The following is a 24919-nucleotide window of genomic DNA, read 5'->3' as shown; positions in this document are numbered from 1 at the left end:
TATGAAGTCGTGCCTGCTTGGTTTTTGGTGAGCGTTAGCTTAAATCTGACGTTGTACGTAGTTATGAAAGCTTGAAAACACAGGACCATTTACGAAAAGGAATATTTAGATTGACAGAAGTCTCCTCTCAGATTGTAAACAGCAGCGCCATTCCTGCGTGGAGTGGGTTTGTTTATCAAGGTAAAGTTGCCTTGTATCACGCGATACGTCTTCTTACGCAAGAGGATTCCGAAGCTGATTACCTGAATGTCGAGCACCTAGATGATTTTGTGATACATGATCGCAGCGGTCACATTTTATCTCTTCACCAGGTCAAAGCTATGAAGAGTGACAAGCGGTATTCTTATAACTCTGCCTTGCAACAAGCATCAAAAATATCAGAGAGATGTAATGAGAACACTGTTAGATGGTTTCACGTTTCTGTGGGGCTTGATGACTTTTCTGATTGGGCTGCTAATGACGCTAATGGCGAGCATCTTGTTCAGTTTTATCAGTATCATGATGATCGTTATTATGTTGAAACGAAATCTATCGATACTAAACTCAATGAAATTGTTGAACAGTACCTTAGCACATACGAACTGCCATCCACAGAATTACTAATTGCGCATAAATTGGCTAAGTTGCATGTATTGTTAGCTGGTAAGGTGAACTTAGCTCATTATCGAAACCAGCATGAGTCGATGAACAAATTTGAAGCTGCCGAATCTATTCCAATTTATTTTTCTGACATTGTAAGTTGTTTGCGTTCTGAGGTAATTCATAGTGATGATCGAGCAGCAATTCTGTTTGAGTTTAGAAAGACTCTTTTGGATAGAACCGATCAAATTTTAGATAGTCTTCAAGAAAATGATTCTGTTAATTTGAATGGTATTTGCCAATGTAGATTTGCAGTAGCGAATATGGATGTTCCTTCTTTAACTCGACTCTATTATTCAAAGAAACCAAACCAAAAGGAGATCTCATTATCTGGTTTTAGTAATGATACAGTAGATAATTATTTAAGAGTTATTCTTAGTATCATGGGAGTTAAAACATCTGAAGACTTACCACACTATTTCAAAAATGGATTAGGCTCATTTCTTCCTACTGCTATGAAGTTCGATTTTTTAAATCAAGAGTTAGATATAAAGCAAATTCAAGAAAATGTTGATGCTCTTCGTGGAAACCTGACCATACAAGATGTGCTTTATGAATACGATAATCTAGTTGTACATATGGATAGTGCTCCATTTCCACTTAATAGTGAATCTAGTTCTACTGGTAAATTCACAGAAATATCTGAAAATGATAGAAACCGAATCACAAAAATAAACAATGTAAGGTTTGTGTCAGTTCGTGACGCAAGTGATGAAATAAATGATTAATAAAATAATTAATACGCTATCAAGCAACTCTCCGTGTCAGTTTGAGCTAGTAGAACAAGATGCTGATCAGTTTTATTTTTATCGTTCTAGGTCGAGCAACTATCATCGTTTTCTGGCAGTTGTTAAGGTTTCGAAACTGATGAAACCAAATGAGCTTAATCAGTGGGTCTTGGCAAACACACCGAGCATTCTAAGAGAGCAACCTACTTTTGCAAAGAATACAGATGTAGTGGTTTTGTTCGAGCTGGATCGGTTAGCCGATGTAATTGACTATGAAAGTGAGATTTTTGCTTTAGAGGAAGATAGCTATAGTTTTAAAAAACATGTTTTGTATTACGCTCAAACCGAACTAGATCTTCTTAATGAAAATGATACAAGTGATATTGCTAATTTGATAAAAGATCAAAGTAAATTCAGCTTATACAAGAAATCTCCAATGGTTGAGTCAGAGTACGGCATTGCGAGCCGTATATACATTAAGCTTCCTTTTTTATCTGTTCCTGTAGATGAATCAGAATTAGATGACCCTTGTCAGTTGGCGGATGAATACTTGCAAAAAGTAGGTTTATTGGCGATAGGCAATGAATTTGAAGCGCTCACAAGCAATAGTAATAATTACAAAGGAATAGTTGAGGAGTATATTCGTGGCAAGATGGCGAATTCACAGGCTGAAGATTAATGGTTTCAAGGTATTTACGCAGTTTTCAGAAAGCTATTCGTCTGATCTAGTTATCTATGATGGACCGAATGGCTTTGGTAAAACCTCCTTATTTGATGCCAAACAACTGCTTTTTTGTTGTGAACTCCCGAGAATCTCGGCTAGACATCGCGCGCTAAAAAGTGGTAGCAAAAAATACAATCGTAGTATATTTCAAAATCACAATTGCCATGATGGGATATCTATTATCGCAGAGCTTAAAAAAGGCAATGAAATACTTTATGTGATGAGACTGGCTAAACAGGAAGATTTAGATTTAAGTGTAAATAGACCTAATAGTTTTAATGAATTTAAGCTTTATGAGCTATCTGGTTTCGATGAAACTGCTAGTCCTAGGCTAATTGATGATGAGAAACAGTTTTGGTCAGAGAAATTTGGAAATAAGTTTCTGGAAAACTTCCCAGTGCTTAACTACTTGCAGCAAGATAGTAAATCAATTGTTATTCCTGACGGATGTAATAGTGATAAACGAACAGATCAAATAAGTCACCTACTTAATCTTGATGAGCTAGATATCAGAATTGATACCATTGGTAAGTTAAAGTCTGAGTCAAAGGCACAGCTCGGAGAGACGAATAAAGTATATATTGAGCAAAAAACTCAGCTAGAAGAGTTACAGCGGACTTTAACTGTTAGTGATGCAACCCCAGTTGCTTACACTAAGCTTACGGAGCTAAAGATTACTCCACAGTGGGATCTCAAAACGCCATTTACTGTAGGTAGTTTCAAAAACTTAGATCAACTATTGGGTCAACTTGATTTACTAAATCAAGTCTATGTTGGCCGACACGAGGTTGCTAAGAGGATAAGGAACCAACAAAAAATTGAATTCACTAAACGAAATGAATTTGATTTGGCTGTTAGGCTTTTTCATCATTTCGACAAGCTTCCAGACTTACATAAAAATAAAGCGGAGTTAGATAAGTTAGAAAAAATCTGTAGCGCACTGGATACTGATGTATCAAAGCTCACTTCATCACATGGTTCGTTAATTTCTTCATATATAGAAGAACAAGAATCTATCAAACTTATGCAACTGCTCGATGATAAGAATAAGCTACATTTAGGCCACAGTAGTGTGAGCAAAAAGCAAGCAGTAGTGATGCAATTACGAACAAAATTACTCCAAACAGTTGATAATAGTGAGCATGACTGCCCACTTTGTGGCTTTGACTATCAAGAGAACAGCATACTACTATCGGCAATCGAGGCGAAGACAGCTCTACTGGAGCAAAAACTAACCACGATCGGTTTGCAAATTAATCAATGTTACCAAGCGCTAGAGGGCATCCTTGTACCTTTGAAGGCAAAATATATTCCATTGTTAGAAACGGTCAGGCGTGAGTTTAACGTAAAATTGCATTCTGAGTTAGCTGAATATGAACATCAAATGCAGCGATTGGTCTCTATTGGACAAAAATTGGAAATGCAAGGGATTAAGTTACCAAGGGTTTATGCCTCTGACTCAGAAGACCAATCGAAACAAGTTTCAGCAGTCAATACCGCTATTCTTCGATCGTTGGAGCCAGAAGATGAGATGTTATCAACGAATCAGTTTGACTTCTTCAAAGCTCATTTTTCCGATCTAAGCAAGCTTGAAAATTTGACAGAAGAGCAGATTGAGCAGAAGAAAAACTACATTCAGCAACAGTATAAATTGACGGTAAATGCGTCGATTATTGAGCGGCAAAAGGATGTAGAATTTTATCATTCAAAATATCTGCATTTAGAAGACTTATGTTCAAAGTTAGAAAATATAGAAACCCAGCTTAAACGTGCACGTACACACTATACCAATCAAACACTAGGTCAAATGGAGTCACTTTTTCATATCTATAGTGGACGATTGCTACAAAACTATCAAAGTGGGCTAGGGGTGTTTATCGATACGCCTAATGGTAAACAGCGAAAAACAGCTGCAATGAACTTTACTACGGTACGTGACTCTGAGCATGATGCCGCGCTCTCGATGAGCAGCGGCCAAATCAGCGCTCTTTCGCTATCTTTATTTCTTGCGCTTAACAAAAAATACGCCAAAACTGCGTTTGTGTTTATTGACGATCCAACACAATGTATGGATGAGATTAACATAGCATCGTTGAGTGATTTGCTCCGTGTTGAACTAAGGGATAGGCAAGTAGTAATGTCTACACATGAACAGGATATCTCAGATTACTTGTGCTATAGATATGGTAAAGCCGGGCTTTCCAGAAAGCAGGTGAACTTGTTAGAAAAGGTTAAACTTTTATCAAATTAAAATAATGCTCATTAAAACTTGCGTACCAAGATGCGGTATCGGTTGTCTTAGGTAATACCTGAAGTAATACCTGACTGTGACTTTTTGTTTTAAATTTAAATAAATTAATAGTTTAATGGTTAAACTCTGCTGTCTCACTCGAATGATATGTTGATTATTTTAGCTCGCTTGCTAATACATGAGTAATGGGAACGCCTCTCAGTAAAGATAGGCGTTTAGCAAATTCTGTTCAGTCAATGGACTAAATCACTTTAAATTGTCTAGTCCCTGTAACAGAGAGGCTGCCTTGTGCGGCTTCTTCGATATGCTCGCTCCACCAGCACATCATTGGCTTTCTGCGTTCTAGATAATCCGTGCGGTTATAAGCACTGCGAACCTGATCGTCGTCAACGTGCGCCAGTGCCGCTTCAATTAAATCAGCATCGAATCCTTGTTCGTTAAGAGTGGTACTTGCCAGTGAACGTAAGCCATGGCTTACGAGCCTTCCTGCAAAGCCCATGCGCTTAAGTGCCATGTTTGCAGTTTGACTATTACATGGCTTTTTTGGATCGCGATCTGAAGGAAAGACAAATTCTCTATGGCCACTAATCGGTTTCATCACTTCTAAAAGTGCCAGCATCTGCTCAGTGAGCGGGATGCGGTGCTCTCTTCTTTTTTTCATTCTCTCTGCGGGAATCGTCCAAATTTTCTCTCCAAAATTAATCTCATCCCATCTTGCACCAGAGGCTTCAGCGGGACGCGTCATAGTATGCAGCTGCCACTCAATCAAACAACGAGTAGTACGCTTGATACTGGCATTAGCAATCGCTCCCATAAGCTCAGGGAGCTCAGCAGGTGCAAGTGCAGCCATGTTTTCTTTTTTCGGTTTTTTGAAGGCAGCCCGAATCCCTGTTAATGGGTTAGCTTGAATCAATCCACAGTTAGTGGCGAAATTCATCACTTCGTTTAGGCGTTGTGCTAGGCGCTTAACTGTTTCCAAGCTGCCTTTTGCTTCAATGGGTTTGAGTAGAGTAATGATCTCAGGTGCCGTGATCGCTTTAACCGGTTTATCTGCGATATACGGAAAAATATGCAATTCGAGTGAGCGCCAGATATCAACCGCATAATCAGGTGTTACTGAGTCTTTCTTAATTTCAAACCAGTCTGACGTGACTTTTAAGAAGGTGTGTTCGTGGATTTCTTTATGTGCTTGCTGTTGGCGATTACGTTCTTCTTGAGGATCGATATCTTGCGCGATCAGCTCTTTGGCTGAAAGTGAGCTTTTTCGTGCCTGTACTAGAGATACATCAGGATACCGGCCCAGGCTCAAGTTGGCGCGTTTTCCGCTGGTAGGACGATAATAGTTGAGCTGCCATTGTTTAGAGCCACTAGGTAAAACTCGTAGTTTTAATCCTTGTCCATCTACGAGGTAGTACTCTTTTTCTCTTGGTCTAGCATTTTTGACTTCCGTAGCGGATAGCTGTTTTGTTTGTCTAGGCATCTGTAGGAACCAAAAGTTAGGAACATAAAACCTAGGTTCCTACAACGGTTCCTAAAAGTCAAAGATGCTATGAAACACTCTGGAACCTTAGTGAATGCTAAGTTGTTGATTTCTGGTTATTACAGGCATAAAAAAAGACGTCCTGAGACGTCTTGATTTAATGAATTGGTGGAGCTGGCGGGAGCAGCCATCAAAGTTTGCAAAATTCAACAACTTCAGTGAGTTAGGTTGTTTGTTGTTTCTGAAAAAGTTCACTTAGTACCGTATCTTAGTACCATTTTCACTGAGCATCAATCAATGTTGATGGGATTCGCTTCAATGTGAGATTCAGTTCAGCTCCTCGTTTAGGAGTTGAACCGAGATCTGGCTTTACATTTACACTTTCCGTTTCTTCTGCTGTTTGGCAACACGCTCAGCCATTGCCACTTGAAATTTTTTGGTTTTCTCGATTCTTGCGATCAGAGTGCGTTTATAAGCTTTAATTTTTCCGGCATTTTGCTCTTTACCCTCAAGCAAGCTTTTGATCATGGTATCAGTCCAGTTGCGTTCTTGTTTGAGTCCAGTTTTCGAAATCCATGTTTTGTGCCACATTTGGCTAAGGTGTTCACGCTGCTGGCGACCATACTCACGTCTTTCCGCTTCTGAATATAAGTGCCACTTTCCGTTGTAGTAAGGCATATTTAAATAATTTCGTTTTTAATTTTATTTATATTTTCTGTTTGTGTGGGTGATGTGTTTTTTGCTTTCAGTTCTTCATAAGTTTTGAGTAGTCTATTTTTCTGGCGCTTCAGTTGTCTCTCGTCGCGTTCTGCTTTCGCCCTTAACCACTTGTCAAACTGCACTTGCATCTGTTTGATTGTTTTTTCAATTTCAAGCGCGTCAGTGGCTTTTTGATGCTGATATTGCCACGTCGAGAGTCTGCGACCTTTTTCCACTTCAACTGGTTCGTAAGTGCGATGATCGATGCCCACATGCTTAAGCACTGATTGATTGAATGCTTGCTTGATAAGCTTGGTGGCTTTCTTTTGCTGTAGTTCCTTTAGAACACGGTTACCAACCACTTTACCGATAATTAAATGCACATGGTCGCCACTTCCCTTGGTTCCGTTTTGGCTTTGTTGGTGTAGCACTGCTCGAATCTGTTGCCTGTATTGAGCGAACTCAGATTTATTCAGCTTGCAAAGCTTTGCTAACGTTAAACAGCAATCTTTTACTATGGATGTCCAATGCGTATCCGATGGGCGGTATCCCTTGGGTAAAGTTAGGCAATATTCTATGGCATAGCTTGAGATTGGGCGACCACCACGGCGGTTATATAACTGTTGATTGAGTCTGAATTGTTCGCCAGCGATAGCGATTCGATTTGATGTTTCAGCACAACCAAAAAGGGAGATTAGAGCTTCACTGTGTTTGTGGTTTGCGTGTTTTGGGTTAAGTAGGTAGCGCTCGCGCATCAAGACTCCGTCTGATGCGAGACGCACTGGTTGTGTTGTAACCGTCCAGTTTTTAAGCATAGTGGTTTGTTTAATTTAAGCTTAAAAATTCTTTTTCGTTATTGCAAATAACTGAGCGGAAACATTTCATATCTAAGCTTGGTTCCAGATAGGACAACGGCTTCGCTATTCGTTATCCGCTGGTGAGATGGGAGTACCCCTCTCAACTCCCCCTAATAGATCGGAGCATATTTGCAGCCAACAATAATAATTATTACTCTTTAAATAAACGTTATGGCTGAACATATTCTAACCAAAAAGCTATTTTGGTATTGCTACGAACTTGAAAAATATGAAACGACGTCACTTGAGCAACAAGTGATTAAGAAAGCAAAACAGGCTGGCTTTATCACCAATGCGGAGTCTGCTGACAACTTATCTAAGCTTGCTTGGATCAAGAAAATGACTAAACATGCTGAAGATGCTTTTAAGCTAGAGGAAGTGGCAGAGGGGGAGCAGCTTGAAGTCACGATTGATAACTTTAAACAGCTTGTTGAGCGCAGAGAGAAGCATGTGAGCGATGTTTTAGAGATGCTTGCGAAGTATGTTTTGGATGCCTCGCCTGCATACAAAGGTTGATGTGATTGCGTTTTTTAGAGCACCTAAATTGGTGCTCTTTTGCATTCCTCAAAAATTAGACTCAAGAATAGCTTGAGAAAGCTGTCCATATTACAATGCAACCAATGTCATTTAGGTTGTAGAAAGCATGAATAGCGTACAAATAGAAGAAAATGTTAAGAGCTTGGTAAAACAAGTATCAAGCCAAGAAATATCAAAAGATGATTTTGTCTACGAGCTATTGTTGGCTTACGGGCATCGTAAATCAGTAGTCAGCCGTGTTAAGTCAGGTGAGCGTAACTTAGCGAAGACTGCTGGTGAAGTGATCTTAAAGCGTCATCTGTACTTCAAGCCATGTACCTCAAACTTGTTCGCTGAAATTGATGCCCTCAAGAACAGTAAAACGGTTGCTACTAATAAGATTCGCTTTGTTGTTGTTACTGACTTCTCTCAGCTCATTGCTATTGATACCAAGACTCAAGACACACTTGATATCGAGCTTGGTCAACTAGCGAAGCACTTCGACTTCTTCCTGCCTTGGGCGGGTATGGAGAAAATGGTTTACCGTGGTGAGAACCCTGCGGATGTTAAAGCTGCTGAAAAAATGGCAGATTTCTTTGACCATATCAAAGCAACTAACTACCCAGAGAATGCAACCAAAGAGCAATTGCATGAGATGGTGGTATTCCTCAACCGCTTGCTTTTCTGCTTCTTTGCCGAAGACACCAAAATCTTCTCTGAGAACCAATTCACGAATCTTTTGAACCAACACACTCAGGAAGATGGTTCCGATTTGGTTGGTGTGTTTGAGCGCCTTTTTGATGTGTTAAATACACCGGCACATCAGCGTAACGATTTACCTAAGTATCTTAATGACTTCCCATATGTGAATGGTGGTTTATTTAAGAAACAAATCAAAGTGCCTACGTTTGATGCCAAAGCTCGCCGTATGCTATTGGATTCTGGTTCTTTGGACTGGTCTGATATCAACCCAGATATCTTCGGTTCTATGATTCAAGGTGTTGCCGACCCAGAAACTCGCAGCAAAATGGGGATGCACTACACATCGGTATCAAACATCATGAAAGTGATTGAGCCGCTGTTCTTGAACGATCTTTATGAAGAGTTTGATAAGTGTAATGACAACATCAACAAACTAAAGAAACTTCAGGTGCGTCTAAGCCGCATTAAGTTCTTTGACCCAGCGTGTGGCTCAGGCAACTTCTTGATCATTACCTATAAAGAAATTCGTGAGCTAGAGATTGAGATTCTCAAGCGCATTCGTGAGCTAGAGGGCGAGTCGGACTCAGGAATGATGGGGTTATTTGACGAGTCTCATTCGGCAATCCGTCTTGACCAGTTCTATGGTATCGAACTTGATGACTTTGCTCATGAGATGGCGATTCTTTCTCTTTGGTTAGTCGAGCACCAGATGAACATGGTGTTTGAGACCGAGTTTGGTTACACGGCACCAACGCTTCCATTGAAGCAAAGTGGGAGAATTGTTGCGGGCAATGCTGCTGTAGTTGATTGGGAATTAGTTTGTCCTGCAACAGAAACGGATGAGGTTTATATATTGGGTAATCCTCCATATCTTGGGGCTAGACAGCAGAACAAGCAACAAAAATCCGAGCTAAAAGATCTTCTCAAGCATCTTAAAGGTTGTCACAACCTAGACTACATCGCTATTTGGTTCTATAAAGCGTCCCTGTACTGTGCAGGAAAGAATGCTGTCAAAGCTGCATTTGTGTCAACTAACTCGATTGTTCAGGGGGTGCAAGTTGAAACGCTATGGCCTGCTATTTTTGAAAAGGCAATTGAGATTGACTTTTGTTACTCATCGTTTAAATGGACGAACAATGCAAAAAATAAGGCTGCTGTTATCTGCGTAATCATAGGTATAAGAAATACCACCAAAGCCCCAAAGTTTATCTATGATGAACGCAGCATATTAACAGTGGATAATATTAATGCATATTTGTCACCAGCAGAGTCTGTTTTTGTCGAGCAAAGAAAAAAATGTTTATCTCAATTACCCCCAGTGAACTACGGTAGCTTTGCATTAGATGATGGTAATCTAACTTTATCTAAAGAAGAAGCTGAAGAATTATCTCATGATAATGTTGCCCAAAAATACATTAGAGAATTTGTCGGCTCAAAAGAGCTTATTCAAGGAAATGAAAGATATTGTTTATGGCTAGATAGTGGCTATGAACATAGTGAGAAATTATCTGAGAGAGTGAATCGAGTAAAGTGTTGGCGAGAGCAAAGTGATCGAGCTGCCACTGTAAAATTAGCATCTGTTCCTCACAAGTTTGCAGAGATAAGACAGCCAGATTCACCTTATTTAGCATTTCCTACAATTTCTTCCGAAAGAAGAGAGTATATACCAGCTAAATTTTACGAGCCTGACACAATTGCCTCAAACCAAATATATGTTATTCCAAATGCAGAGCTTTGGCACTTTGCTATTCTGAGTTCTTCTATGCATATGACATGGATAAAGGCTATTGGGGGAAGATTAAAGTCTGACTATCGTTACTCAGCAGCACTTTTGTATAACACATTCCCTTTACCTGCTCTGACTGAAGCTCAAAAAGAATCGTTATCAGAGCTTGCTATAAATGTAATCACTGCACGTGAAAGTTATCCTGAGCACTCTCTCGCGAAACTATATGATCCAGAACTAATGCCACTTATACTGAGAGAAGCTCATGAGGCTGTTGACAAATTAGTTTGTTCACTTTTCTCAAAAAAACCACTTTTAGAACATGAAGCGCGTTTGGCAGCTCTGTTTAATACATATCATCGTATGATAATGGAGACTAAATAATGCCTGATTTAGTCAATGTAACTTATGCTCAAACAGGTGAAAGCACCAACACCAATGAGATGGGGATGAGAGCCATGCAGGCTCGCGCTTTTGAGCAGCGTGCAAGTCAATATTTACTGATTAAAGCACCACCTGCTTCTGGTAAATCTCGTGCCCTAATGTTCATTGGTTTAGACAAGCTTCATAACCAAGGCATCGATAAGGTAATTGTTGCCGTTCCTGAACGTTCTATCGGCGGCTCTTTTGGCTACACTGAGCTAAATAAATTCGGTTTCTTTGCGGATTGGAACATCAATCCGCATTACAACCTTTGTACATCTGCCAGCAATCAAAGCAAAGTTAAAATCTTTAAAGAGTTTTTAGATAGTGATGAGCGTATTTTAATCTGTACTCACGCTACCTTACGCTTTGCATACCAAGAGTTAGAAGACTCAGCTTTTGACAATACCTTATTGGCAATCGATGAATTCCACCATGTTTCTGCTGATGGTGACAACGTGTTGGGTGATGTGTTGCGTGCGCTTATTGAGAACAGCACCGCACACATCGTCGCGATGACGGGGTCTTACTTCCGTGGGGATAGTGTATCTATCCTGACCCCAGAAGATGAGATGAAGTTCGATAAGGTTTCTTTTAACTATTACGAGCAGTTGAACGGCTATCAGTACCTCAAATCTTTGGGTATCGGCTACCACTTCTATAAGGGGCATTACCTCACAGCAATTGAAGAGGTGTTGGATACCGATAAGAAAACGATTGTTCATATCCCTAATGTAAACTCTGCTGAATCGGGAAAAGATGATAAGTATGAACAGGTTGCGGCAATCTTGGACATTATTGGTGAGCACCAGTTCACTGATCCTGAGACTGGCGTCATTCATATCAAGCGTAAAGAAGATGGCAAAATCATCAAAGTTGCCGACCTCGTATGGGATGAAAAAGACAGAGAGAAAACCCAAGCGTTTTTACGTGATATCAAGCATGAAGATGACATCGATATCATTATTGCGCTAGGCATGGCGAAAGAGGGCTTTGACTGGAGTTTTTGTGAGCATGCTTTGACGATTGGGTATCGCAACTCTTTGACTGAAATCGTACAGATTATTGGTCGTTGTACTCGTGATAGCCACAATAAGACTCACGCTCAGTTTACCAACTTGATTGCGGAACCTGATGCTTCAAGTGATCAGGTTAACTATGCTGTGAACAACATGCTCAAGGCAATCACATGTTCTCTTCTCATGGAGCAAGTGTTGGCACCAAACTTTAAGTTTAAAGCAAAAGATCCAGCCGATAAGGAGCCAACACCGCCTGGAGTGATCAGTATTGGTGGTTTAAAAGAGCCAAGTACCAAGCGTACTAAGCAGATATTAGAAACAGACCTTGATGATCTAAAAGCCTCTATTTTGCAAGATGACAACATCGTCAAAGCCTCAGCAGCAGGTCACGATCCTGAAGTTATCAACAAGGTGTTGATCCCTAAACTTATCGAGAAGAAGTACCCTGATCTTTCTAAAGATGAGATAGAGGAGATTCGTCAACGAGTGGTTGTGGATTCAGCGATCTCAACTTCTGAGATTAAAGAAGAGGGGGGCAAGAAGTTTGTTCGCATGGCGGATAAGTTCATCAATATTGATGAGCTACACATTGACCTTATCGATCAGGTAAACCCGTTCCAGAAGGCATTTGAGATTCTGTCAAAAGCAGTTAACACCGATACGCTCAAGTTGATTCAAGACTCTATCGAATCGACTCGCATGCAAATGTCCAAAGAAGAAGCCATTGCACTGTGGCCGAAAGTTCAAGAGTTTGTAAATGCAAATGGCGGGCGACATCCAGATATTAATTCTCGTAATGGTCGTGAACGTGAGTTGGCTCAGTGCATTATCTATCTGCGCCGCCTTGCTCAAGAGCAGGCAGCACAAGCTCAGAAAGAGGCAATGTAGATGGAAGATTGGCTGAAAGATATCCTTGCTTCAGATACGCAAGGCTTATTAAAAACAAAACCTAAATCATCGGCACCAACAGCCGATGACCATTTACTGGCTAAGTTTAAGCAGATTAATGAGTTTTTTGATAAGAATGGAAGAGAGCCACAGGCGAATCGTGGCAACCCGATTGAGCTGATGCGCAGTAAAAGCCTAGAGTCTATCCGTAGCAATGAACAGCATTGTCGTGCGCTAGAGCAGTTCGATATTCATGGACTGTTACCTCGATTAGAAGAACTTAAACCGGATTCTATTGAAGCGATACTTACTGATGACGCACTAGGGATATTGGATCTGCCTGATGACAGCATCTTTAATCTAAAGCACGTTAAGAAGACTTTAGAAATGCCCCGTCATGTTGCCAAGCGTAAGAAGTGTGCCAACTTTGACGACTATGAACCTCTGTTTCAACAGTGTCACGCAGATCTTAAGACTGGCGAAAAAGAAGCGGTTCAATTTACTGGTGAGCAACAAATTCAAAAGGGTATGTTCTTCATTCTCCATGGCATCACTTGCTATGTCTCAGACATGGAAGAGAGGCAAAAGAAGAATGGTAAGGTAAATGCTCGATTGCATCTTGTTTTTGAGAATGGTACGGAATCAGACATGTTACTACGCTCGCTGGCTACCGAACTGTATAAGGACGAAACGGGTAGACGAATCCTAGACAAGAGTGATAAAGCTTTAGATGAACTGCTAAACATCACTCGTGAGGATCAAAAGTCTGGTTATATTTACATCCTAAAATCTTTAAGTAGTGAGCCAGAGATTAACAGTGTGAATAACCTCTATAAGATCGGTTACTCAACAACTCCGGTAAAACAGCGTATTGCCAATGCAGAGAATGAGCCAACTTACCTGATGGCACCAGTTCAATTAGTCTCAGAGTTTGAGTGCTACAACATGAGAGCAAATAAGTTTGAGGGTTTATTGCATACTTTCTTTGGTCATTCTTGTTTGGATGTGAAAGTAGCTGATCACAAAGGGATTGCTCATACACCTAGAGAATGGTTTATTGCTCCCCTAGAATGCATTAAACAAGCAATACAGATGCTGATCACGGGTGACATCGTTAACTATCGTTATGATGCTATAACTCAGCAGATTGTGGAGAGGTAGCCGAGTGATGTCTGATGAGTTTGGCACGCAAAAGGACTTGTTTCCGATTCAGACACACCTTGATGCGATGGGTATTCAGAGAATGTCTTTGCGTTATTTGTTTGCTGAGGGCGTTCTGTCATTTGACCCAGATAAAGTTGAGCATTTGAGCTTAACTCAGGTTTTGGAACTCAAAGTTCTGAAGCCGCTTATTCTTGTTGATGCGAGAATAGAAGAGATTCGTTCAATTGTTGAACTTATAGGGCTTATCAATGTTGATGCTGAGGGATCGCATTACTTTGACTGGACTAATTTTTTATGGGCAGAGGTTGTTCAAGAAGATGAACCATCAGAGGTTTGCCACCGCTTTATCGATAATTGTGAAGACAAAGAAGAGTTACAGGAATTAAAAGACGCAATTGAGCTTCGCTTGAAAGAGAGCCTGTGACCCAACGCTCCTCAAACTAACTAAACTACCCAATCAAGATCAGTTTGGGTGGTTTAAGTCGTTTTCCTTCCTTGAACCCCATAGTGTTAAACGAAACATATTTTGATGTTGAAGATTGGCATGTGTATAGCAAGATTGGATTTGAGTATCATTGAGCTTCGCTTGAAAGATATCCTGTGACCCAACGCTCCTCAAACTAACTAAACTACCCAATCTAGACTAGCTTGGGTAGTTTCAGTAGTTTAGGTTGCTACGTGAGGGAGATTAGCTGCTTGTTATGCTGATGCTTGGTTACAGCAATTGGTGCTCTGGGTAATTCTTGCAAGAATTTCAATACATCGCTGAGTTGTTTGGATGTGTATTTTTTACCCAAGGCTTGCTGTAACGGTGTACGGGTGATTGGTTGACCATTATTCGCAGCTACCAATTCTTTAATCTTCTTGAGAACTTCAAAGGCTTGAAGATTTGTCTGCTCTGCCTTGTAAGCTGCTGCTTCAGTTCCAAAAATATACCTGACTGATTCATGCCAGTAGTCGATCCACGCTAAAGATGCTGTCAGATGATTTGCTGTTAATACAGTGGTCATATCTAGCGCTGCAAACAACATTGCATACATAGTCGCGTAGTGAGGTGCTCTGGTCATAAGCGACTTTTCAATGGATCCATTTGCACCGATTTGCTTTAAGTCACCGTATTTCTCGCGCCATAGCTCTTCGTAGCAATCACCCATCGTCAGAGTTTTTGGGCTTTCGTGGCACCAGCGCATAACTTCATTCAGTTTTTTTGCATGTTTTTGAAGAATTTCTTTTTCAGTTACTTTTGGAATTGGTTCATAAACAGGTTCAGTTCCAGAGAAGATGGGGAATCTATTTAAGAAACCATTTGAAATAGAAACAGAATCCAACTTTGCCACTAGCTCTTCAGGAGTAATTTGGCCAAGGATACATACGTCAGGCTTTGTACACTTTACGCGATCTGTTTTCGTCATTGGTTCAAGTGATTCTGCGTCAAATAACTTGCGTATGGTACCACTCAGAATACTGCCCGGAGTATTACTTTTTACCATAATATTATAAAACTCGGGTTCTCGTACTAAAAGCCTTTTATCTTCTACACCTTGTTGTGATTCTCCATTTTGATTAGTAATACCATCACGAAGCTCATAAGCAATTCCCTCACCAGTTGATAATCCACCAGTAAAAACTCTTGCGTATAACGGAAGACCTGATTGGGTACTCTTACTATTTTCACCTAATTGATGAATGGCTTCATTAAATAAAGCACTAGTTTGTTTTTCGGTAACACCTTTGCCACATCCTGTTGGAAGAACTTGCAAGGAGAAATTACGAATTTCTGTTTGACCCGCAGCAAAAGGTAGGACGAAATAAGTTGATGGAATTGAAGCTGCAATGCCCATCATAATATTATTTGCGACAAATTCACGTTTGGCTTCATTTTTATGAGTCAAATCATCAGACATTTCTGATAGGAAACTATAGTAAGCTTCTTGGCGTAGTTTTGGTGGAATAGCTACAAGTTCATTCTCATTGAAGCTTGTTTTTTCAATAGACGTAACCTGAATGTTATCAGTAAATTGTTCAGTAATATCATCTTGCGATGTGAAGAATTTTTTAATGTAATTAAACATAAATGTCTCGATTTTTTATTTTAAATTGAGGTCTAATTAAATATAAATAAACTAGACCTAAGTTGGTTAAGGTGATGCCTTAATTGTAAAATGGCTTTATATGTGAAATGTGAGAGTCATCAATTAATTCTACGACTTCTAATAGTTTGCTTGGTTGAAACTTCTTTCCATACAAATCAAAAGAAATTGAGTTATGGCTATGACCAAGTAATTCTTCTACAATAGCTTTGGAGACTTCTTTCCTTTTTAATTCTGAAGAGAATGTATGTCGGAAAGAATGAGCATCAAGACCTTTCCCTAAGCCAAGTGAAGCTCTACGGCGTGCAAACCATTTCGATACGCTGTGAGAGTAATATCCATTTTTTGCCTTCAACTCATCAAATAATAAGTTAGTGTTTTTTGACTTTACGAATTCAATGAAACCACGTTCTAGCAAAGCGGAATGAATTGGAATAATACGAGCTGAATGCATATTCTTAACTCGTTGCCCATCGTTGTTTTCATGAATAATAAGGCACCAAATATTATCGATTAATTTAATATCTTCGCGCCATAGCTGACACAATTCATTTAAGCGAGCACCTGTTAGTCTTAGTAGCAGTGGAATCCAATAATAATAACTATGTTTAAACTTAAAACTGGTGTAATCATCCATATGAAAGATTGACGTCAGTTGTTCATCGTTGAAATCAAACCTTACATCTTTTGCTCTAGGCTTCAGCGTTGGCAGCTTATAAAAGTGATTAGTTTTAATATATCCGTGTGATACGCACCAAGTGCAGAACGTTGACATGCATTGGATGATGCCTTTAATTGTTCTTGGGCTTAGTGTCGGTTTACCAAGAGTTTTATTTAACTCAATTACCTCTAAAGGCTTCAGCCCTTTAAATTCAGAATGCTTTCGTACATTTTTAGGATAATGTTTTAATTGGTTTCTTAAATTCTCAGCGTGTTTTCTACTTAGTGAATCGAGATTATCAGTTCCCAAAATAGATAGTGATAGAGAAATTTTATAATCCAAAGCGTCGATACTTTTATCTGTGGCAGTCTTAAATTCACGCGTTGAATTAATATATATTTTTTTGACTTCGAATGGAGTCTGATAGTTCTTTTTAATATTTGAAAGAGCATAAATACAAACACAGGCAAAAATGCACAAAGATGTAATAGCTACATTTAGCAGAAAGGATTCTTCTAGCATTTGAAATTCTCAAAAATATAGTTAGGTATTAATTTACAATGAGGCATGTTTAATGCACTCACATGGGTAATGTCGACAGAGGGCAATTTAACAGCGTTATTTTTTATTGCAATAGTGGCAAATTTTGCTAAAAATTGAACTGATAGTTTTTTGAGCTGGAATTAAATTATTAAAATTTGAACTAACAAGTGAGAGGGTATATTTTGCTATGTGGTGTTAGTTCAAATTTTGACAAAATAAAAATCATCTTAATAAAATGGTTGTTTCTTGGTCGTGGTCTTACCAGTGGAGAAATTTATCATGTGCTTGTTTTATGAGCATGTTCTAGTGTTCTGATCTCGATTTCGGCGTGTTTCGATATTTTCCATGAACTAGTTTTTGAGTGCTTTCGATACAGGCGTGACATCAATCATGTTGATGATCTCTTGAAGTTGATTCACATCTAGTCCCTTACCATATCGATCATAAGTGATGCTGTTTTGAGAGTGACCAAGCAGCTCACCAGCGACAATGTGAGATATTTGCTGTCTCTTAAATTGAGTGGCAACAGTATGTCTGAATGAGTGAAAATCGTGCCCTTTATCGAACCCTAACTTAGTTTTGAAGCGTCCAAACCATTTCGATGCAGCGGAACCAAACCCATCTCTAGAATCTTTTAGTTCCGGAAATACTCGCTCATGTTGTACTGATTGCACAAATTCAATGAAGCCAAGGGTAAGCAGTTTAGCGTGGATTGGTACTATACGGCGGCTTGTTAAGTTCTTTAGTTTTTGTCCCTCAAACCTGTCGTCAATGCGTAGCAGCCAAATGCCGTCGACTTGGTAAACATCCGCTTTGTAGAATTGGCAAAGCTCGTTAAGCCTTGCTCCAGTAAAATAGGCGAGCAATGGCAGCCAGAAGTAATAAGGGTGTTTGTGCTGGTGTTTGGTGCGAGCGATGGCACCGAAAATTTTCTCAAGATCCGTGTGAGTGTAAGCACTTTTGGCTTCGCTATCTCGACGTGTTTTTTTGAATCGGATCGCTTTGAATGGGTTAACGTCAGTGAGTTCGTTCAATTGACACCATTCAAAGAACCCAGATAATTTTTGGCAGTAGTCCCTTACGGATTCCTCGCTTAGTGTCGGTAGCCCCAAGCTTTTATTTAACTCGATGGCGTCATGACCTGATATACCTTTAAATTGTTTGTGCTTTTTGAGGTTGGTCGGGTAGTTGCGTAGGAGTGATGCCACCGTCTCGGCGTCAGAGCGTCGAATCGCTTTTAAGTGTGGTTTGCCAACAAGGTCGAGAACAATTTTACATTTGGCTTTTAACATCGTTAGCGCTTTCGGTGAGATGTGCTGGGCTTTGTACTTACAAAAGCGTTCTAGCGCGTCATAACAAGATACTTCGTTTATTGATGGGGTCTTTACTTGCGAAATGGTAGGTGTGGAAGGGTGCTTATCGAGTGATGTTGCTGCCGCTGGCGTCAAGATGGTCTTGCGAACCTGTATTTCAAGCTCAAGAGCCATAATAGCGGCTTCTGCTTTATCTGATGTTTTGAGAGAGCGTTTGATCTCACGACGGTCATCAAAGAGGTGACGATGATGCGGAGGAACTTGGTAACGAAATTGCCAAATGCCAGATTTTGAAATGTGTAGATAGCGCATGTTTTAGTACCAAAATTTAGTACAAACAGCCTAGACCTAGATGTTTAAATACAAAAAGGGCGATAACTCAAAGAGTTACCGCCCTTTCCAAACGTTTGGTGGAGCTGGCGGGAGTTGAACCCGCGTCCGAAAACCTTTCATCATTGGTACTACATGCTTAGTCGATCTTTAATTTCACCATCCACCTGCGAACCGACACGCTAGTAAATGGCTATCCTGAATTAAAATTCGAACTTCATCTCTCAGGCGGGAGAATCCGATCTAGCTAGTTTGGGTTTGACTCTTTGTTATTCCCCGTCTTACAAGCGGAAGCTAGGGCAAAAAGGCTCTTGGCAGGTTATTAAGCTGCTAGTGCGTAGTTTTCGTCGTTTGCGACTATTTTTTTGCGGTTTATTAACGAGGCCTACCGCACCTCGGCATGCACCTCAGACTTCTGAATTCCCGTCGAATCCTGAATCAGCCCCAAGTGTTTGAAACATAGTAACAGAAAAGCTTAGCCTGTCTAGTACTCTGCGTCTAAGTGGTTAAGTTTAACGCAATGAGCTCTTCATTACGCGCGATTTCTCACGAGCCCACTCTTTTTCTTTCTGATCAGTACGTTTGTCGTGAAGTTTTTTACCTTTCGCAACGCCGATTTTGATCTTTACCCAAGAGTTAACCCAATAAAGAGCAAGGGCCGCCAAAGTCATACCTTCACGGTTGATTCTGCCTGTTAGGTTGTCAAGTTCACGACGGCTCATTAAAAGCTTACGTACGCGAGTAGGGTTTGCGACAACGTGTGTGGATGCTTGATTAAGAGGAGTGATAGTCATTCCGCTGACAAAGGCTTCTCCGTCACGCATAAACACGTAGCTTTCTGCGATATTGGCTTTACCTTGGCGAAGGGCTTTCACTTCCCAGCCTTGTAGCTCCATGCCAGCTTCAATTTCATCATCAATGAAGTATTCGTGGCGAGCTTTCTTGTTTAGCGCGATAGTGTTACTACCCGCTTTTTGTGTTGTTTTTTTCTTTGCCATAATAGCTGCATTATAAAGTGCACAATGGGCTTAGCATATCCCTTTATTTACGCTTACCGCAAATAAAAGTAACATTGCTGTGAGCATACGTGCGAATGTTCGCAGTGAGGAGAATATATGAAGCAAGTCAGCCGTTCTGCATTGGTGTCATTTAGTGCAGAGCAAATGTTTGATCTGGTGAATGATGTCGCCAGCTATCCTGAGTTTTTGCCAGGGTGTTCGGGTTCTCGCGTCTTAGAGAGCCACGCAACGTCGATGGTTGCTTCTGTTGATGTCTCAAAAGCGGGTATCAGTAAAACCTTTACTACTTCCAATGAGTTAATCGCAGGAGAGGCGATTGTAATGAACTTGGTTGATGGACCTTTTAAAACGTTAAAAGGGGGGTGGTACTTTACACCACTTGATGATCAAGCGTGTAAAGTTGAGCTAAAGCTGGAATTTGAATTTTCAAGTAAGATGATTGAAATGGCTTTTGGAAAGATTTTCAATGAGTTGACGAGTAATATGGTCAATTCATTTACCAAGCGCGCGAAACAGGTGTATCAGTGTTATGAGTATTGAGTCGGAAATGATTCACGTCGAAGTGGTGTACGCACTACCGAATGAACAGCGAGTGTTTACGCTTGTTGTGAATCAAGCGATGATCGTTGAAGAAATTATCGCTCAATCAGGGGTGTTAGAACTCTACCCTGAGATTGATTTGAAACAGAATAAAGTAGGCGTGTTTAGCCGTAATGTTCGGTTGGATGCGACGGTTAGAAACGGCGATCGCATTGAAATTTATCGTCCGTTATTAGCTGACCCGAAAGATATTCGTCGTAAGCGCGCTGAACAAGCTAAAGCTGCGGGTACCGCTGATCCTGTCACGGGTGGCAAACCTAATGAGATGCGTAAAAAAGACTAGATCTTGGTATTACGTGATGTAAAAAAATAGGCTCGCCAAATGGCGGGCCTATTTTTAATCGAAAGTTTTGTTAGTTGATACTTTCAAAGAAGGTGTCACTCGTAGGGAAGTCCCCTTTGATTTCAACTAAACGGCCTTGCTCGTCAAAGTTTGCGATCAAATTGCGCTGAATAGATTCGTTGTGACCTTCCGTGTGCAGATAAATGTAATACCAAGTGTCTGGGTACCCATTTTCAACAAGCATTGATGAGCCTAAGACATAGCGAACTTGCTCTTTGCTCATGCCAAACTTCAATTGGTTTACTGCTTCTTGTTCTACATAGTTGCCTTGGTTTATATCAATACGATAAACCAATTTTTCTAGTAGTGAACAGCCCGTTAGCATCGTAAGGGCTAGAGGGATTGTGATAAGCCACTTTTTCAATTGCATACTCAAATTCTTGTAACTATCCATATAAACTGGCCTGATAATAAACAAGCTAGCCCGTAATGTAAAAAGCTCATCTTGTTTTGAATAAGTTCAGACCACGATTTTTGAGTTAGGTTGCAAAGTCAGGACATAATTCACGAAAAAATGTCGATTAAGCCGCGACGAGCAGTTCACGGGCGTTAGCTAACGTTGATTCCGTAATTTTGCTACCACCAAGTAAGCGGGCTAATTCGGCGACGCGCTTCTCTTCACAAAGTTGATTCATTTGCGTTTCGGTTTTGCCTGCTTTGGTCTGCTTAGCCACAAACAGTTGCTGGTGGCCACATCCCGCAACTTGCGGCAAGTGAGTGACACACATGACTTGGGTAGACTCACCCAGTTTGCGTAGCATTTTTCCGACAACAGCGGCGGTCGGCCCACTGATACCGACATCGACTTCATCGAAAATTAAACTCGGTGTATCAACTTTTTGAGCAGTGATCACTTGGATCGCTAATGAAATCCGTGAAAGCTCACCACCAGAAGCCACTTTTGCAATAGGTTGCATTGGTTGGCCTGGGTTTGTAGAGACCACAAAGCAAACACTGTCTAAACCTAGAGGCGAAGGGTGTGTGCCCGTATTGTTTACCTCAATGCTAAATTGTGCTTTTTCCATGCTGAGTTCATGCATGCTCGCGGTAATTAATTTGTTTAATTCTTTGGCATAACGGCTGCGAGATTTCCCCAGTTTTTCGGCGCTGGCGGTGAAGGCTTGATATTTGGCTTCGACGTCGTGCGCGAGTTCGTCTAATTTTTCATCAGAACAATCAAGTTGTTCGATTTGCGTTAGCAAATCTTGATGATGCTGGTAGAGATCTTCAGGCAAAACGTGGTGCTTACGCGACATCGACATAACTTTAGAAAATCGCTCTTCAACAAATGCCATACGAGCAGGGTCCACATCAATACTATCGAGGTAATGACGCAGTTCCGTGTTGGCTTCTTCAATTTGAATGATCGCTTCTGACAGCATATTTGGCAGTTCGGCCAGTTTTTCGTCCAATTCGGCCAGCTCAATTAAGGACTGATTGGCCGATTGCAAAATACTAAGCGCATTAACTTCTTCGCCTTCGTATATAAGTTCGATGGCTTGCTGGCAGGTTGAGGCAAGCTCTCCACTATTCGAGAGGCGTTTGTGTTCTTGTTCGAGTTGCTCATATTCATCCTCGCCAAGAGAGAGCTCGTTGAGCTCTTTGATTTGGTATTCTAGCAATTGCTTTTGCGCTTGATTCTGCGCGCTATTTTCACGCAATTGCTTCAAGCTATTGTCTGCTTGTCGCCACACTTGGTAAGCATTGCGGGTGCTTTTAAGCAGGTTGAGGTGACCGGCATATTGATCAAGCATGGCTAATTGATATTCGCTTTTCATCAGTTGATGATGCGCATGCTGGCCGTGAATATTAATGAGCCTTTGACCCAGTGATTTTAACTGTGAAAGAGGGACAGGGCTGCCATTGATAAAAGCACGCGATCGGCCATCTTTGGTAATCGTACGGCGCAATATACAGTCATTGCCATCGAGCAGTTCGTTATCTTCTAACCATCGCATTGCGTGGACGTTGTTCTCTAATGAAAAAGCAGCACTCACTTCGGTTTTTTCTTCACCTTGTCGCACCATTCCAGCGTCCGCTCTGCCGCCTAGGCATAAGCCAAGTGCGTCGATAGCGATAGATTTACCCGCGCCGGTTTCACCTGTGATGGTGGTCATTCCTTTGGAGAGCTCTAGCTGCAAAGATTTAACAATAGCGAAATTATTAACACTTAGATGAGCCAGCATTTTGATTACCTGTTTAAATGAACAATACTGTATATAATGTCAGTATATACTGTTTCTTTATACAGTAAAGATGTGGGGTAAAATTTTTTTGTGAATAAGATCAGGGTGCTGCGACTAAAGGTCGGGAGTTTGTAGCGTGATTTATTGTAAGTGGAAGCTAATAAAAGAACTCGAGGGTGGCGAAGCAAGGCTTGAAGATAGGCGTGAAAGGAAGCGCTGGGGGATGCTCAGGAAGCTAGGGAGTAACGCGAAGCCGAAGCTTCGCGTCTTAAATCATTAAAAAAGCTTACTCGACCACCCCAGCTTGCTACGTAATACATGATAGTAGCTATAATCTTTCGGGTGTATGAGCGTCAAAATATTAGGGCTTTGATAGATATGAATTTCATCACCGGGTGAAACGGGCAGTGAGACTTGACCATCACAACTCACTTCTTGTGTGCCTCGGTTGTCAGGAGATACAACGAGTTTGATGCGTCTTTTGCTGTCTACCACCAATGGGCGGCTGGACAATGTGTGTGGAAACATCGGCACCAATGAAATCGCGTTGAGGCTTGGAGAAAGGATCGGGCCTCCACCGGATAATGAGTAAGCGGTTGAGCCGGTTGGGGTCGAAATAATTAAGCCGTCAGAGCGTTGAGAAAAAGCGAAAATATCATCAATATAGACTTCAAATTCAATCATGCGCGCAACTTGACCAGGGTGGAGCACGGCCTCATTTAATGCTGCGTTATGGCTTTTAATTTGTTTATGGCGATGAATCTCAGTTTCGAGCAAGAAGCGCTCTTCTTCAATGTACTCACCCTCTAACACCGCCTTTAACGTAGCGTGGAAGTCTTCTGGGTTCAGGTCTGTTAGAAACCCTAGATTACCTCTGTTGACACCAATGACTCGAATGTCAAAGCGAGAGAGAACACGAGCAGCTCCCAACATGTTGCCATCACCACCCACCACAATCGCGAGATCGGCAACTTTACCCAATTGAATCAGGCTGGCAAAATGCGCTTGAGGAATGTCGTCAAGGATTTCGCTCAGTCTATCGTCAATATAAACGCGGTAACCTTGCTCCATGAGCCAATAATACAATTCCTGGTGGGTTTGAATTGCTTGTTGATCTCGAGGTTTTCCTATGATGGCGATAACTTCAAAAGGTTTTTTCATAACTTTTCCGATCGAAATGGACTTGAATCAATAATCTTCATCCCCATAATAATGGCAAGAGTGAACAATATGCGAGTTTTTGTGTAGCTAACGCCGAATAATCGTGATGTATTAGCAAGACAAAGCGTCGAATTCTGGAGATATCATGAGCAACGAAGACAAAAAAATCCACGAAGAAGAAGTACAACAACAAAACACAGTAGAAACTGAAGTTGAAGCGGTTGGTACAGAAGCTGATATCGAATGGAACGAAGAGAGTGAGCAAGACGTGCAAGAAGCAAAGATTGCACAATTAGAAGCCGCGTTACTTTCAAGTGAAGCAAAAATCAAAGAGCAGCAAGACAGCGTACTGCGTGCGAAAGCAGAAGTAGAAAATATGCGTCGTCGTACTGAAACGGAAATTGATAAAGCGCGTAAGTACGCACTGAACAAATTTGCTGAAGGCCTTCTTCCGGTTATCGATAACCTAGAGCGCGCAATTGCCGCAGCGGATGCTGAGCATGAAGCGGTGAAGCCTCTGTTTGAAGGTGTCGAACTTACGCATAAAACATTTGTTGATACGATCGCGAAATTTGGTTTGAAAGAGATCAATCCAGAAGGTGAAACATTCAACCCTGAATTCCACCAAGCGATGTCGATCCAAGAAAGCCCTGACCACGCAGCAAACACGGTAATGTTTGTTATGCAGAAAGGTTATGAGCTAAATGGTCGCGTGATTCGTCCAGCCATGGTTATGGTTGCAAAATAACGTTTCACCATTTTCTTATATTGTTAACGCCCCTTCGTAAGAGGGGGCGTTTTTTTATGTTTTGAGAATGGTGGTGGGGGCGTGATTTACGAAAACCAGAGGGAAAAAG

The 24919-nt window shown here is 40.9% G+C and carries 21 protein-coding genes and 1 other RNA gene; 11 read left to right on the top strand and 11 right to left on the bottom strand.

The genetic code is table 11. From position 1 onward, the window contains the following. Positions 1 to 110: 110 nt before the first annotated feature. Genes OJ16_RS19625 through OJ16_RS12980 form a run of 3 tightly spaced genes read left to right on the top strand, consistent with a single transcriptional unit; the run spans position 111 to position 4342 of the window. Positions 111 to 1367: an ABC-three component system protein gene (locus tag OJ16_RS19625; RefSeq protein WP_052810413.1), complete on the top strand. Its 1257-nt coding sequence runs from the start codon at positions 111 to 113 to the stop codon at positions 1365 to 1367. Next, a complete protein-coding gene (locus tag OJ16_RS19620) occupies positions 1360 to 2046 on the top strand; it encodes an ABC-three component system middle component 1 (protein ID WP_052810412.1) in 687 nt (228 codons plus the stop codon). Before OJ16_RS19625 ends, OJ16_RS19620 begins: the two co-directional genes overlap by 8 nt. Beyond that, positions 2012 to 4342: an ATP-binding protein gene (locus OJ16_RS12980; RefSeq protein WP_040991341.1), complete on the top strand. Its 2331-nt coding sequence runs from the start codon at positions 2012 to 2014 to the stop codon at positions 4340 to 4342. The genes OJ16_RS19620 and OJ16_RS12980 overlap by 35 nt, the downstream gene beginning before the upstream one ends. Before the next feature lie 241 nt (positions 4343 to 4583). Here OJ16_RS12980 and OJ16_RS12975 read toward each other — a convergent pair whose 3' ends face one another. The 3 genes from OJ16_RS12975 to OJ16_RS12965 form a co-directional block, all read right to left on the bottom strand. Next, positions 4584 to 5822, bottom strand: coding sequence for an integrase domain-containing protein (locus OJ16_RS12975; protein WP_040991339.1), 1239 nt, complete (start codon positions 5820 to 5822; stop codon positions 4584 to 4586). A gap of 375 nt (positions 5823 to 6197) precedes the next feature. Next, positions 6198 to 6500 (bottom strand): hypothetical protein, encoded by a 303-nt coding sequence (locus OJ16_RS12970; RefSeq protein ID WP_040991337.1) that lies wholly within the window; start codon positions 6498 to 6500, stop codon positions 6198 to 6200. A gap of 2 nt (positions 6501 to 6502) precedes the next feature. Continuing rightward, entirely contained in the window at positions 6503 to 7336 is an 834-nt protein-coding gene (locus OJ16_RS12965) for a phage protein (RefSeq protein ID WP_040991335.1), read from the bottom strand. Between the two features lie 213 nt (positions 7337 to 7549). On the opposite strand from OJ16_RS12965, the gene OJ16_RS12960 reads away from it, so the two are divergent. From OJ16_RS12960 to OJ16_RS12940, 5 genes are all read left to right on the top strand, one after another. Next, on the top strand, positions 7550 to 7894 hold the full coding sequence (locus tag OJ16_RS12960) for a hypothetical protein (RefSeq protein WP_040991333.1): 345 nt from the start codon (positions 7550 to 7552) through the stop codon (positions 7892 to 7894). 127 nt (positions 7895 to 8021) lie between these two features. Further along, on the top strand, positions 8022 to 10706 hold the full coding sequence (locus tag OJ16_RS12955) for a DNA methyltransferase (RefSeq protein ID WP_040991331.1): 2685 nt from the start codon (positions 8022 to 8024) through the stop codon (positions 10704 to 10706). After that, positions 10706 to 12652 carry a DEAD/DEAH box helicase gene (locus OJ16_RS12950; RefSeq protein ID WP_040991329.1) on the top strand — a complete coding sequence of 649 codons (1947 nt, stop codon included), beginning with the start codon at positions 10706 to 10708 and terminating at the stop codon, positions 12650 to 12652. Before OJ16_RS12955 ends, OJ16_RS12950 begins: the two co-directional genes overlap by 1 nt. Continuing rightward, positions 12653 to 13813: a GIY-YIG nuclease family protein gene (locus OJ16_RS12945; RefSeq protein WP_040991326.1), complete on the top strand. Its 1161-nt coding sequence runs from the start codon at positions 12653 to 12655 to the stop codon at positions 13811 to 13813. It abuts the gene before it with no gap. 7 nt (positions 13814 to 13820) lie between these two features. Next, positions 13821 to 14240: a hypothetical protein gene (locus tag OJ16_RS12940; protein ID WP_040991324.1), complete on the top strand. Its 420-nt coding sequence runs from the start codon at positions 13821 to 13823 to the stop codon at positions 14238 to 14240. 250 nt (positions 14241 to 14490) lie between these two features. Here OJ16_RS12940 and OJ16_RS12935 read toward each other — a convergent pair whose 3' ends face one another. From OJ16_RS12935 to smpB, 5 genes are all read right to left on the bottom strand, one after another. After that, a complete protein-coding gene (locus OJ16_RS12935; protein ID WP_052810411.1) occupies positions 14491 to 15888 on the bottom strand; it encodes a DUF3987 domain-containing protein in 1398 nt (465 codons plus the stop codon). Positions 15889 to 15967: 79 nt separating this feature from the next. Then, on the bottom strand, positions 15968 to 17089 hold the full coding sequence (locus OJ16_RS12930) for a site-specific integrase (RefSeq protein WP_052810410.1): 1122 nt from the start codon (positions 17087 to 17089) through the stop codon (positions 15968 to 15970). Positions 17090 to 17460: 371 nt separating this feature from the next. Next, a complete protein-coding gene (locus tag OJ16_RS12925; RefSeq protein ID WP_040991322.1) occupies positions 17461 to 18735 on the bottom strand; it encodes a site-specific integrase in 1275 nt (424 codons plus the stop codon). A 96-nt stretch (positions 18736 to 18831) separates the two neighbouring features. Further along, positions 18832 to 19199, bottom strand: a transfer-messenger RNA (tmRNA) gene (ssrA, locus tag OJ16_RS19785). 66 nt (positions 19200 to 19265) lie between these two features. Beyond that, positions 19266 to 19751: an SsrA-binding protein SmpB gene (gene smpB, locus OJ16_RS12920; protein WP_040991320.1), complete on the bottom strand. Its 486-nt coding sequence runs from the start codon at positions 19749 to 19751 to the stop codon at positions 19266 to 19268. A 117-nt stretch (positions 19752 to 19868) separates the two neighbouring features. Between smpB and OJ16_RS12915 the strand changes: the two genes are divergently transcribed. Continuing rightward, the gene (locus OJ16_RS12915; protein WP_040991318.1) at positions 19869 to 20312 is read left to right on the top strand and encodes an SRPBCC family protein; all 444 of its coding nucleotides are present in this window, start codon (positions 19869 to 19871) and stop codon (positions 20310 to 20312) included. After that, a complete protein-coding gene (locus OJ16_RS12910; RefSeq protein WP_040991316.1) occupies positions 20302 to 20655 on the top strand; it encodes an RnfH family protein in 354 nt (117 codons plus the stop codon). The genes OJ16_RS12915 and OJ16_RS12910 overlap by 11 nt, the downstream gene beginning before the upstream one ends. Before the next feature lie 70 nt (positions 20656 to 20725). On the opposite strand, the gene bamE is transcribed toward OJ16_RS12910, so the two are convergent. The 3 genes from bamE to nadK all read right to left on the bottom strand — a co-directional run bounded on the left by bamE (position 20726) and on the right by nadK (position 24062). Further along, positions 20726 to 21085 carry an outer membrane protein assembly factor BamE gene (gene bamE / locus OJ16_RS12905; protein ID WP_040991314.1) on the bottom strand — a complete coding sequence of 120 codons (360 nt, stop codon included), beginning with the start codon at positions 21083 to 21085 and terminating at the stop codon, positions 20726 to 20728. A 151-nt stretch (positions 21086 to 21236) separates the two neighbouring features. Beyond that, the gene (gene recN / locus OJ16_RS12900) at positions 21237 to 22901 is read right to left on the bottom strand and encodes a DNA repair protein RecN (RefSeq protein ID WP_040991312.1); all 1665 of its coding nucleotides are present in this window, start codon (positions 22899 to 22901) and stop codon (positions 21237 to 21239) included. Positions 22902 to 23177: 276 nt separating this feature from the next. Then, positions 23178 to 24062 (bottom strand): NAD(+) kinase, encoded by an 885-nt coding sequence (gene nadK, locus OJ16_RS12895; RefSeq protein ID WP_040991310.1) that lies wholly within the window; start codon positions 24060 to 24062, stop codon positions 23178 to 23180. A gap of 145 nt (positions 24063 to 24207) precedes the next feature. Between nadK and grpE the strand changes: the two genes are divergently transcribed. Then, positions 24208 to 24810: a nucleotide exchange factor GrpE gene (gene grpE, locus OJ16_RS12890; protein WP_040991308.1), complete on the top strand. Its 603-nt coding sequence runs from the start codon at positions 24208 to 24210 to the stop codon at positions 24808 to 24810. Positions 24811 to 24919: the final 109 nt, after the last annotated feature.

Source organism: Vibrio renipiscarius (genome assembly GCF_000827885.1).
Taxonomy (GTDB): Bacteria; Pseudomonadota; Gammaproteobacteria; order Enterobacterales; family Vibrionaceae; genus Vibrio; species Vibrio renipiscarius.
This window is presented reverse-complemented; position numbering and strand designations above follow the sequence as displayed.